9 protein-coding genes are annotated in these 12,699 nt (G+C 54.5%); 5 read left to right on the top strand and 4 right to left on the bottom strand.

Annotation, left to right across the window (positions count from 1 at the left end):
- Positions 1-17 precede the first annotated feature (17 nt).
- Genes ptsP through BLQ88_RS22420 form a run of 4 tightly spaced genes read right to left on the bottom strand, consistent with a single transcriptional unit; the run spans position 18 to position 4,242 of the window.
- The gene (gene ptsP / locus BLQ88_RS22435; RefSeq protein ID WP_090154639.1) at positions 18-1,748 is read right to left on the bottom strand and encodes a phosphoenolpyruvate--protein phosphotransferase; all 1,731 of its coding nucleotides are present in this window, start codon (positions 1,746-1,748) and stop codon (positions 18-20) included.
- A gap of 6 nt (positions 1,749-1,754) precedes the next feature.
- Complete coding sequence (locus BLQ88_RS22430; RefSeq protein ID WP_090154637.1) at positions 1,755-3,359, bottom strand: PTS system mannose/fructose/sorbose family transporter subunit IID; 1,605 nt, start codon at positions 3,357-3,359, stop codon at positions 1,755-1,757.
- Positions 3,359-3,829: a PTS sugar transporter subunit IIB gene (locus BLQ88_RS22425; RefSeq protein WP_090154635.1), complete on the bottom strand. Its 471-nt coding sequence runs from the start codon at positions 3,827-3,829 to the stop codon at positions 3,359-3,361. The genes BLQ88_RS22430 and BLQ88_RS22425 overlap by 1 nt, the downstream gene beginning before the upstream one ends.
- The gene (locus BLQ88_RS22420; RefSeq protein ID WP_090154633.1) at positions 3,826-4,242 is read right to left on the bottom strand and encodes a PTS sugar transporter subunit IIA; all 417 of its coding nucleotides are present in this window, start codon (positions 4,240-4,242) and stop codon (positions 3,826-3,828) included. Before BLQ88_RS22420 ends, BLQ88_RS22425 begins: the two co-directional genes overlap by 4 nt.
- Positions 4,243-4,359: 117 nt before the next feature.
- Between BLQ88_RS22420 and BLQ88_RS22415 the strand changes: the two genes are divergently transcribed.
- From BLQ88_RS22415 to BLQ88_RS22395, 5 genes are all read left to right on the top strand, one after another.
- Entirely contained in the window at positions 4,360-6,138 is a 1,779-nt protein-coding gene (locus BLQ88_RS22415) for a glycoside hydrolase family 9 protein (RefSeq protein WP_090154631.1), read from the top strand.
- A 4-nt stretch (positions 6,139-6,142) separates the two neighbouring features.
- A complete protein-coding gene (locus BLQ88_RS22410; RefSeq protein WP_090154629.1) occupies positions 6,143-7,759 on the top strand; it encodes an SUMF1/EgtB/PvdO family nonheme iron enzyme in 1,617 nt (538 codons plus the stop codon).
- 35 nt (positions 7,760-7,794) lie between these two features.
- The gene (locus tag BLQ88_RS22405; protein WP_090154627.1) at positions 7,795-8,745 is read left to right on the top strand and encodes a hypothetical protein; all 951 of its coding nucleotides are present in this window, start codon (positions 7,795-7,797) and stop codon (positions 8,743-8,745) included.
- 99 nt (positions 8,746-8,844) lie between these two features.
- Positions 8,845-11,193, top strand: coding sequence for an ABC transporter permease (locus BLQ88_RS22400; protein ID WP_090154625.1), 2,349 nt, complete (start codon positions 8,845-8,847; stop codon positions 11,191-11,193).
- 105 nt (positions 11,194-11,298) lie between these two features.
- Complete coding sequence (locus BLQ88_RS22395) at positions 11,299-12,696, top strand: RNA polymerase sigma factor (RefSeq protein WP_176885069.1); 1,398 nt, start codon at positions 11,299-11,301, stop codon at positions 12,694-12,696.
- Positions 12,697-12,699: the final 3 nt, after the last annotated feature.

Genomic DNA, 12,699 nt, shown 5'->3' with positions numbered 1-12,699 from the left:
AAATGTTCTGAAGTCAACTAATTGTTTTTACAAAAATCCCTGATCTCGCCGGCGGTATCCAGGCCTCTGATTGCTTCAAAAACATATTGTGCATCAGCCAGCGTAGTTTCGCGCACCTGCTGTTTGATCCACGGTATCGAAACGGCGCTCATGGAAAACGCACGCAGGCCCATTCCGAGCAGTAGCCGCGTCGCGAGCGGATCACCGGCCAACTCGCCGCACATGCTTACAGGAACGCCCGCCCGGTTTGCTTCTTCGATCACCCGGGCAATCAGCCGGAGCACGGCGGGGTGAAAACCATCGTACAGCGGTGCTACCTGGTCGTTCATGCGGTCGACGGCCAGTGTGTATTGAATAAGGTCGTTGGTACCAATGCTGAAAAAATCCACCTCTTTCGCCAGCAGGTCGGCGATGACGGCCGCCGCAGGTATTTCGATCATAATACCTGCCTGCATTCCGGCGTCGAATGCAATGCCATCGTTTTCCAGCTCCACGCGTACCTGCTGCATCATGGCTTTGGCCGCCCGCACCTCCTGCACACTGCCGATCATCGGAAACATGATTTTGAAATTCCCGAATGCACTGGCCCTTAAAATAGCACGAAGCTGGGTTTTGAAAATATCAGTCCGGTCGAGACAAATGCGAATGGCGCGATAACCCAGAAACGGGTTCTCCTCTTTCGGCAATCCGAGGTAAGGTGCCTCTTTATCGCCGCCGATGTCGATCGTGCGGATGGTAACAGGGCGTTTGCCTGCTTTCAATGCGATTTCCTGGTAAAATGCGAATTGCTCGTCCTCGTCCGGCAATGCGTCGCGGCCCATGAATAGCAGCTCCGTTCGCAGCAGCCCCACGCCTTCTCCCCCGTTTTCGATGACCTGGTCCAGGTCGTCGGGTTCCGAAATGTTGGCCAGCAGTTCAACCGCGCATCCGTCTCCGGTAACGGCCGGCAGGTCTCTGAGCGACCTGAGCAAGGCCATTTGTTCGGCAAAATGCGCTTGCTTTTCCCGGTAAATGCCGATCGTCTCTGCATCCGGACATACCAGTACCTGCCCTGCCAGCCCATCCAGCACCACAAAATCGCCGTCATCTACCCCGTTCAGCGCAGTACCGCAGCCCGCCACCGCCGGAATGCCACGTGCCTTCGCGACAATAGCCGCGTGGGACATTCTGCCGCCCGTTTGCGTCGCAAATCCGGCGACGAGCGTGAGGTCGAGGGCGATGGTATCGGAGGGGCTCAGGTCGTCGGCGATGATAATGCATCCTTGCGGGTAAACGCGCTGCGTGTGCGGGCTGCCGCTGAGATGGCGCAGAATGCGGTCGCCCGCGTCGCGTATGTCCGCGTGACGCGCCTGCATATATGCGTCGTCCATGCGCAGGAAAAGCTGCACCAATGCGTCGGTGACTTCCATCAGCGCGTCGTGGGCTGTTTTCAATTCCTGCTCTATTTTCTGTACCGTATCGCCGCGTAGTTGCGGATCGGTCAGGAATTCGATCTGGGTTTCGAGAATATCCAGCCCGTCGTCGGTACCGCGGTTGGCCAGCTCGGCGATCAATGCCTCCACTTCCGCGACCGACCGCGACACAGCCTTATCAAAATACCCGATCTCGTCCGCAACCTCCATTGCATTGTTCACCCTGATACCCGTAGCAACAGCAGCCTCCCGCCGTATGACGAACGCCTGCCCCAGCGCAATGCCCGGCGACACGCCAATGCCTTCGATCCTAGTCGATTCTTTCGTCGTTGTCATCAATTTTCAGGCAAAAACATTTAAAACACTACCCAGAAAACCCAGTAAAAGCAGTCCCAGCAAAAGGTAAGTCGCTTTGACATTGCGTTTTACAAAATAAAACACCAGGAAAGTCAGCGCCAGAGGGATCACATTCGGTACGATCTGGTCGAGCACTCCCTGCAATGCGACGGCGGAATCCGAAGAACCGATCATCGCCGGCGTACGGATCGACATCAGTGTTGCTGGCATCGCACCCACGACCATCAGCCCGAGAATGGACGACCCGGCTTTCAGCTTGTCCATCACATTGGTTTTGGAAAGGTCCTGTAAAAACCGCGTACCCGTTTCGTAGCCAATGAAAGTCAGCTTGTACCGCAGGATCAGGTGCGGCACATTGAATATGAGCAAAAACAGCAGCGGCCCCAGCACGCTGCCCTGCAATGCCAGCGAGCTACCGATCCCGGCGGCGATGACCTTGATTGTCCCCCAGAAGAGCGAGTCGAAGACCCCGGCCAGCGGCCCCATCAAGCCTGTTTTGACCGAGTTGATCGACTCCTCATCGAAATCCGGTTCACGGGCGTTCTGTTCCTCCATCGCCGCGGCAATGCCGATGATGAGGGTAGAGCCATGCGGGGCGGTATTGAAAAACTGCAAATGCCGCTTCAATGCCCGCGACATCGCTTCCTTTGTTCTATAAAGCCTTTTTAAAACCGGGATCATCGTATAAGCGAAGCCGGTGTTCTGCCAGGTCTCGAAATTGAAGTTGGCTTCCAGCGCCATCGAGCGGGCAAACAGGCTCCGGATGTCACCCTGCGTCAGCAGCGCGGCTTTGGGTTTCACCATCACCGGCGGGTTGTCATCCATATCAAAATCGTCGAAATCACTGTCTGTACCGGCTGGCGGTTGCTCCTTGTGCGTAATGCGCGTGACGATCAATGCCGTGATCACGCCCAGCCCGCCGATGGCGATCATCGGTAGTTTGAGGTAACTCGTGAGAATGAATCCGAGGAAAAAATATGGCGCGCCCTCTTTGTTGAACATCAGGTTCATCAGCAATGCAAACCCCAGCGCCGGCAGCATATTGCCCGCCACCTGCAAGCCCGAATGCACCCACGGCGGGATCGTGTCCACAAACGTCCGCACCGCCTCCGAACCAAGTAGTAATGCAAGCAGCGTTACCACGCCCATGAGCAGCGGTTTCAGCAAACCAGACAAAATATGCAGCCGCTCTACGCCCCGGTAATCGCCTTCTGCGGCATACCGGTCGAAACGTTTATTCCATACCGGGCGGAACACGAACAGGCCGCTGGCCACCATTTCGGCAAGAATCGAAATCGGTACCGCCAAAGCCAGCGCCACCGCCGGGCCTTTCCCCGACATGATCGCGAACGCCGTACCCAGCACACCTCCGGTAATGACATCGGGCGGAATGGCCGCCCCGACTTTGATATTACCCATAAAAATGAGTTCCAGCGTGGCACCGATCACGATCCCTTGATCGAAATCGCCCAGTACAAGGCCCACCAGCGGCCCGAGCACGAGCGGCCGGCTGAGCAGCGTCGTGCCCAGAAAATCCTCCGAATGCCCGAACATGGCAATCAGGGTAATGAGGATATAGGAGGTCAGCATCAGAGCAGCGTTTCGATGGAACGGAGTTCGTCGGTAGGCACCTGCCGCACTTCCAGCTCAATGCCCCTGGCCAGCAAGTCGCGGATTACGATTACGTCCGCATCCGTGACGGTAATAGCCTTGGAAATGGCCCTGGCGCCTTCCCGCGCCCGGATACCGCCGAAATTAATGCTCCGGATCTCCGGCAATGCACCGGCCAGCGCCGCCGCGTCCTGCACAGAATTGACCAGCACGAGTATTTTCATCGGCTTGCTCCGCTCGTCCGACAAAAAAGTGACCGTATCCGCGATCGACTTGATCAGCAGTTTCGCATTCGCCGGCTTGGCGAGGTTCATCGTCATTTTCAGGAAATCGTCCTTGGCTACTTTGTCGTTCGCCACCACGAGGCATTCCGCGCCCACGGCGGGCGTCCATGTCAACGCTACCTGGCCGTGCACCAGGCGGTCGTCTATCCGTAAGAGTCTGATCATTGGAAATCGTCGGGTTGCTGGGAAGTGACCACATCATTTACATACACCATCTGGTCTTTCGCGGCTTGTATCGCATTGGCGATCACGCCGGTAACCGGCTCGTCGGGATCGGCCAGCAGCACATCCACGAGCAGCGGCAGGTTAATGCCCGACACGATATGGACATTTTCTTTCAGGGCATGGCGCAGCACCTGGTTGGTGACACTGCCGCCGAGCAGATCCGTAAAAATCACCAGCTCGTCATTTTCCGACAATCCGCCGAGCAATGCCGTCAGTTCTTCTTCAAGTCCTTTGTTTTCTTCCACATAGGCCTGAATGACGTGGAGATGCTCCTGGTGGCCGATAATCATTTCCAGAGAGCTCCGGATTCCGCCGGCAAAAGTGCCGTGGGTCGCGATCAGAAATTTTCGCATGAATTAGATAAGTATATGTCAAAATAGGTTTAGGATTATCTTCAAAAGACCTTATGGATTTTTTTTACCTTAATATTTCAATAATTTCGCAAACGACCTCATCCTAAACCTTAACCCATGAAAAGAACAAGAGCCCTGCTGGCGCCCTTAATGCTTGCTATCGCCCTTAGTACCAATGCATTTGCCAAAATCATCATCCATGTCAACCAGGTCGGCTTCGATGCCCGTGGCAGTAAGTCCGCCGTAATCGCCTCGGACGCTGGCGAACTCGGTGAAATTCCCGCATTTGAAGTGATCGACCTGGGCAACAGGCAAAAAGTATTCGACGGAAAAGCCGGCAAGCCTGAAAAAGTAGCAGAATGGTTTCCCGGCCGCCTTTACCACCGCATTGATTTTTCCGCGTTAACCCAGCCGGGCCGGTACCAGATCGTCGTCTACGCGAAAGGGGCTACGGTAACCTCCGATGAGTTTCAGATCTGCGACAAGGCGCTCGCCAGAATGCTGATCCCGTCCATCATCCATTATTATAACAAACAGCGCGCCGACAAGCCCGAAGAACTGCTCGCCGATGAACACGTAATGCTGTACGGAAGCAACAAAACCGTCGATCTGCGCGGTGGCTGGGACGATGCTTCGGGCGATATCAGCAAGTATTTCTCGCATTTGGCTTATGCCAATTTTATGTCGCAGCAGCAGATACCGCTCTGCACCTGGGCTATGACCAACGCCGCCGAGCGCATTCCCGGCCTGCTCACCGACCTGAATGTGCTCGATTCCATGAAACGCGAGGCATTATACGGCGCGGATTATATCGTGCGGTCGCTGTCGGAGGAAGGCTATTTTTATATGACCATTTTCAGCTATTTCAATCCTGATCCGAAAGCCCGCCGCGTGGTGGGACTGAATGCCAACAGCGTCACCACCGACAAGTACGAATGTGCTTACCGCGAAGGCGGCGGCATGGGCATTGCAGCATTGGCCCGTATTTCGCGCTGGAAAATGGATGGTGCATTCACTTCCGCGCAATACCTCGCCGCCGCCAAACGTGCCTTCGCGCATTTGCAGGCCAATAACCTCAAATACTGCGACGACGGTAAAGAAAACGTCCTCGACGACTACTGCGCATTGATGGGCGCCACCGAACTCTGGCTGGCAACCGGCGAAAACGAGTACCGCGACGAGGCCCGGAAACGCGCAAAAAACCTCGCAAAACGGCTCTCGCCCGCAGGTTATTTCATCGCCAACGACGCCAACCGTCCATTCTGGCACGCCTCGGACGCCGGGCTGCCCATCGTGGCGCTTTGCCGGTACCTGGACGCTGAAAAAGATGCTTCGCTGCGAAAAGTGACTTTGAATACCGTCAAAAAAGCATTGGATTACAATGTCCGCGTCACCGGCGCTGTCGCGAACCCGTTCGGCTATGCTCGGCAATCGTTTTTGCTTAACGGAAATGTTAAAGAAGGATTTTTCATCCCCCACGAAAACGAAAGCGGATGGTGGTGGCAGGGCGAGAATGCGCGGCTGGGCTCCCTGGCGTCGGCGGCATTGCTGGGCGGAAGGCTCGTATACCCGGCATCGGGCGGGCTCGGTACCAGCGAGGCGCTTTCGGCTTATGCGGGGCGGCAGCTTTCGTGGATATTGGGCGGTAACCCGTACGAGGCGTGCTTTATGTATGGGTACGGGCGCAACAACATGCCTTACATGAAGTCGATGTACGGGCACGGCTCGGAGCGCGGCGGGATTTCCAATGGCGTTACGGGCAAAGACGGCAACGCCGACGGCAGCGGGATCGACTACAAACCCCACGATAACGGCAACGAATGGCGCTGGACGGAGCAATGGATTCCGCACGCTGCCTGGTTCCTGATCGCCGTCACCACCATGGCCCAGGAGTAACCGTATGAACAAACGAAACCTCCTGACGCTGGTCGTTGCCTTGTGGTCGGCCAGCCTCGCGCACGCGCAGCAGCCGAAGTTCAAGGTACTGGCATTCTATTCCGAAAAAGTGGAGATGGACCATGTGCTTTTCGCGCGGGATGCATTGTACTATTTTAAACTACTCGCATCCCAGCACCAGTTCACGTTCGACGCTACCACCGATTGGGACCATTTAAACGACTCCTCTTTGAACAACTATCAGGTGATCGTATGGCTCAACGACTCGCCTGTTACCGATGCGCAACGTGCCGCATTTGAAAAATACACTGATGGCGGCGGTGCCTGGCTGGGCTTTCACGTGGCGGGTTACAATGATCGAAGTTCCAAATGGACGTGGTTCAGGGATTTCCTGGGCGGGCCGGTATTTCATAGCAACAACTGGCCGCCCATGGCCGCGAAAGTGGTGGTGGAAGACCAGTCGCACCCGGTGACGAGGCGGCTCCCCGCCGCTTACGATGCCCCGGTAACCGAATGGTACCAATGGAAACCGAGCCCGAGAATGGACAAGAATGTAAAAGTGCTTGTCTCCCTGGCACTGGAAGTGTATCCATTGGGTATTAAAACTTACCTGGAAAAAGGCGACACGCCGGTAGTTTGGACTAATACCCGGTATAAAATGCTGTATCTCAACATGGGCCACGGCGACAAGGTGCTTTCCAACCCGTACCAGAACAAAATGTTCGCCGACGGGCTGCTCTGGCTCGCAGGCCAGCTCAAACCGGGTGATTCGGTGGTAGCTTGGACGGATGCCCAAAACAATGTGACTAACATGAACATAGGCCACAGCGACAAAGTGTTGTCGGACTTCTCGCAGAATAATATGCTTGCCAACGCATTGTTCTGGTTCAGCAAACGAAGAGGCGGCATTTCGCGCAAAACCCTGCCCGAACTCCGCTCCGGCGATTACCCGGAAACGGTAAAGGTCGAAGGCGGCACATTCCGCATGGGCAGCGACGACGGCAATAAGGACGAAGCGCCGGCACATCGCATTACGTTGAAAGATTTCAATATCGCCAAAACCGAAACTACCGTGGCCCAATGGCGTGTATTCTGCAACGCAACCCACCGCCCGATGCCCGATCTGCCCGGCTGGGGCTGGCACGAAAACCATCCGGTGATCAACGTGAGCTGGGATGATTGCGTGGCCTATTGCTACTGGCTCAGCGACCAGACCGGCCGCCATTACCGCCTGCCGACAGAAGCCGAATGGGAATATGCGGCATCAGGAGGCGCAAAAGGCAAAGGAAATGCATTCAGCGGCGCTGCCGTCGTCGATTCCGTGGGCTGGTATGTGGCTACGGGCTATGGTACCAAACCTGTCGCGACGAAAAAGCCGAATGAGCTGGGCCTTTTCGACATGAGCGGCAATGTGTGGGAATGGGTAAGCGACTGGTACGATGCCTCCTACTACGCCGCAAGTCCCGCCGATAACCCTACCGGCCCTGCAAACGGCACGTACAAGGTGTACCGCGGTGGCGCCTGGTCGGTACCGGCGCCCAATTGCCGCATTAGTTACCGCAATGTAGTACCGCCGTCGAGCAGCAACTTCAACCGGGGTTTCAGGATCGCCGCCGATTAAAATACATTTCCACTACTCACCTAAACCTTTAACCAATGACCACATCCAAATGCCTGCTTATCGTCGCTGGCCTGTTCCTTTCCATTGCATTAACCTCCGCATTGCGCATTGCCCAACCCGCTCGCGAAGCCGCAGGCGCTTCCTACACGTGGACGGGCGCATGGCAGCCCTCGCGTATCAGCGCGGGCGACGGCATTACCGCGCTCGACATTAAAATCGGGAAGTTCATCAACCTGCCGAAAGAGGAACTCGCGCAGGTGATTTTCAATGTAAACAACCGCTTCCCCGGCTCCAAACCCTGGTCGACATGGGCAGTGGGCGACATGAAGGGCCTTATCCCTTCCCACAAAGGCCTCACCGACGCTGAGCACGAGGCGTACCTGAGCTATATGGATAAGCTGGGCGTGCAGGTTTTCCTCGAAATATTCCCTTCCAAAAAAACGGATACCGACATTCCGAAAGCGATCGATCAATGGCTGGGGAAATTCAAACATCACGCCTGCATTGCCGGCGTGGGGATTGACCTGGAATATTACGAAAAAGCGACCGACGCCGCGGCGAAATCGTGGGACGAGCGCATCAAGGCGCACAATCCGCGCTACCGGTTGTTTATCAGGCATTATAGTCCCGATTTCATGCCGCCTACCTACCGCGGCAAAGGTGACCTGATCTTCGTCGACCACGCCTCGGAAGGTACTATCGAAGATTTGAACAAGGGCTTTGCCGCCTGGGCGAAACGCTTTGCGCCGACTGCCTGCGCTTTCCAGATCGGCTACCCTGCCGATGAAGACGGCATGAACGGAAGCAATGCCCTGGGCTGGTGGAAACTCAAAGACCCTGTCCGCGATTGGGGCCAAATGCTGGTTGCCGGGATCCACAACACCGGGCAGGAACTCGGGCTGATCTGGGTGACAGCGCGTTCGGGGAAGAGCTATCACAAAAGTTGGGATTTGACGAAAGGAGCTAAGGTTCCGAAGGAGAAATAAGTAGTACACTTTTATACCTAATCAATTAGTTTTATAACTAATTGATTAGGTATATTTGCATAATCTCAATCATTTCTGAATCTCCTACCCTTGCAGATTATGCTTCGTAACTACTTCAAAATGGCCTGGCGCGCGTTGCGGAAACAGCGGCTGTACAGTATTCTCAATATTTCCGGCCTGGCGATCGGGCTCGCTACGGCCATGCTGCTGTTACTTTGGATACATCATGAATACGGCTACGACCGGTTTCACGTCAACCATGAGCGGATCGTGAAAATGATGCTGAACATTTCATCGGATTCGCAGGAAACCCAGACTTACGGCTGGGTGGCCGCACCGGTGGCGGATGCCATGAAAAGAGAAATACCTGGCGTGATCCAGACGAGTTGCTCGTGGGAGCAAAAGGCTGTTTTCACTCGACGGGAAGTGACGGACGAAGAAACCGGGATGGTCGTCGATCCTGCCTTTTTGGAAATTTTCGATTTCCCATTGCTCAAAGGCGACCAAAAAACCGCCCTACGGGCGCCTAATTCGTTGATCATTACCCGAAAATTGGCTGAGAAGTATTTCGGAGCTGCCGATCCCATCGGGCAGGTTGTCCGCCTCGACCAAACTACCGACAGTAAGATCGTAGGCGTCCTGGCTGACATTCCGGGCAATTCCTCCTTACAATTCGATTTTCTGACGCCGTTACCGAAAGACCCGGCCAGTGAGTCGTGGCTGGAAGTGAAGGCGAATGTGTTTGCGATGGTTGAACCCAAGCTGACCAATATCCGGCTCGAACAGCAGTTGCAGACCATGACCAAACGGCATTTGCCCGACTGGTTGAGAGGCTGGTCGTACTTCCCGCACAAGCTGGACGATTTGTATTTGCAGAGTAATTTTAAAAACGGCCGGAACACGAGCGGTGGCAGGATTACTTACGTGCATTTCTTTACCTGGGTTGCCGTATTTGTGTTGCTGATTGCCGTAGTGAATTTCGTGAACCTCTCCACCGCACGTGCTACCGAACGCGCCCGCGAAGTAGGTGTACGGAAGGCGGTCGGAGCTGGGAAATGGATGCTTATCGGGCAGTTTCTGGGCGAATCGATGCTGCTGACCGGGCTGGCGGGCATCATAGCTTTGGGCATCATTGCGGGCATGTTGCCCGTGTTCAACAACCTGCTTCAAAAGCACATTGTTATCGACTGGCTGAACCCGCTTTACTGGGCTGCCTACCTGGCCGTGCTGCTGGTTACCGGCCTGCTTGCCGGCCTCTACCCTGCATTTGTGCTATCCGGTTTCAAGCCGGTATTGGTATTGAATGGCTTAAAAACCAATGCCGCCGGTGGTGCGGCGTGGTTACGTAAAGGGCTGGTGATCATTCAGTTTACGGCGGCGAGCATGCTGTTGGTCGGGACGGGAGTCGTTTATCAGCAAATCGATTTCATCCGCAAAAAGAACCTGGGCTATCAGCAACATAACCTGATCCGCTTCGAAGCAAAGGGGCTGACCGAGCCGGCGGCTTATCAACATGCCAAAACCGTGCTGGCCAATGTACCGGGTATAGAGGCGGTTTCGGGGGCCAATGCGAGCATTCAAGGTACATTCGGGCGCAACTATGTTGAATGGGGAGCCGAAACGCCGGAGCGGGTCATGTTCACGGTCATCAGCGGCGATCACGATTTACTGAGTACATTACAAACCAGGATCACGCAAGGGCGCAACTTTTCGACCCGGTTCGGCCGGGATAGCCTGGCCGTGATCCTGAACGAAGCGGCTGCCCGACGGCTGAAATTAAAGGAGCCATTAGGAAAACAAATCCGCATCAACACCAAGGAATACCAGATCATCGGCATCACCAAAGACTTTCACGTCGCTTCGGCGCATCAGGAGATCGAACCGACAGTCATACTCTACAATACTCCCGGAATCAAGTTCTTTTTCGCCAGAATATCCACTCAAAATCAATCCATTATACTTCAAAAATTGAATACCGCCTACCAGACGCTACGGCCGGGCATTCCACTCAATTTTCAATTCCTCGACCAGGAATACAACCGGGTCTACCAGAGCGAAATGCAGATTGGTTCACTCGCCAAATGGTTTTCGGTGATCGCCGTACTGTTGTCGTGCATGGGACTGTTTGGACTTGCGTCGTTTTCGGTGGAGCGGAGAACGAAGGAAATCGCCATCCGGAAAGTGCTGGGCGCATCCCTGGCGAGTGTTTTTTCTCTCATTACCCGAGATTTTGTCGGGTTGGTGGGTATTGCTTTGGTGGTTGCCGCTTTTCCGTCGTGGTATATCATGAATGCGTGGCTGGGCAACTTCGCGTACAGCGTACACATCGGCGCGGGGTTATTTGTACTCGTGGGCGCCCTCACGGTCGGCCTGGCGATACTCACGGTGAGCTGGCAAAGTATCCGGGCCGCAATAATGAACCCCGTTGATAATCTGCGGGCGGAATAGTACCTTCATTTTGGGCTGGATATTTGAAAAAATATAGTGCCGCGGCAACTGCCACCTTTTGTAAAAAACGCATCATTGAAAAGCACATTTTCAATCATGTATCATATGTCGGACAGTTTTTGGGAAGCTACTTACAGGCAGAACATCGCCAAAATGATCGGTGTTTGCTGGCGGTATACGCATGACCGGCAGACGGCCGAAGACCTGGCGCATGACGCTTTTCTGTTGGCGATCGATAAAGTTTCCAGTTTTGAAAACAACGGGCCTTTCGAAGCCTGGCTGAGGCGGATCGTCGTCAATGTAGCCCTGCAACACCTTCGCGAGCAGAAGAGACAGGAAAAATGGGAGGCAGATCACGCATATGGCGCTCCCGGCTATATTAGTCAGGACGAAAGCCCCGCCGACAATGGACGAAGTTTTTCAGAATCGGAGCTTTTGGAGACAATAGGCTACTTACCTGATCATCATAGAATTGTATTCAATTTGTATGTGATCGATAATTTCACCCATGCGCAAATAGCCGCATTGCTGGGCATTAGCGAGGGCACTTCCAAGTCGCATCTCGCACGCGCCCGGAAAAAGATCCGTGCGCTGCTTGACAAGCAAGCCGGGCAGGCTAAGAAGCGGAAACGGGCATTTTTCTGGCTGTTGTTCTCACATCCGATCCACCCGATCGATCACTTGGTTGCGGGAAAGCTCAAAAACCTCGCCATTGAGCCGCAAACGCGGTTATCGCTCGATGTTACCAATGCCGAAGCGCCGGTTCCGGCATTCAAACCCTCGGGTATTTCCTACACGACCTATTGGAAAACCGGCGTGATGGGCATTACCACAGCCGTGTTTCTCACAGGCGGCGCCAACACACCCGACCGACCGCGTAATGATACTTTCATTCCCCAAACCAATCCGAAAACCACTTCAACCAAAACCAAACTTTCCGAACGCCCATTATTTTCTGAACCGAAAACTGCCACCATTTCTGAAAATCCCGTCATAGTTGAAAAAACTAAAAATTCAGAAACGATGAACACAGTAAACACTTTGGCAGGATTAATGGTGGCAAGTCTGGCATTAGACACGGTTGTTGTACCGGCATTGCTACCGAATGCATTCAGAAGCAACCCGCTGACGATCAATCGACTGCCTGAACCGGTTGAGATTCCGCAAAACATTGTGCGGGTAGGTAAACCTGGTACACCCCTGGTATCGGGCTCGTTCTACGCCTCGAAGCTCGTTTGGTCGGGCGACGACCGTAAATTGTATCTTTTAGGAGATCGTGTGAAAGTCGATGTCACGCGGAACAAGTTTACCGGCAGCGGCAAATTTTCGTTTCTCGACGAGGTGCATTACCTGGTCGTCGACGGCGCGCCGGTGAAACCGAATGAAACCGTCAGGCTGCAAGAAAAGCGGTACAAGCTCCTCACGCTGAATGCTTCCGAAGGCGCCCAAAAATACGGCGACAATGGTAAAGCCGGCGTGGTGGAAATCTCCCTGGGCGAATAACCG

The organism is Dyadobacter soli (assembly GCF_900101885.1).
Classification (GTDB): Bacteria; Bacteroidota; Bacteroidia; order Cytophagales; family Spirosomataceae; genus Dyadobacter; species Dyadobacter soli.
Note: the sequence above shows the minus strand (reverse complement) of the source record. Positions and strands in the feature narration are given on the sequence as shown.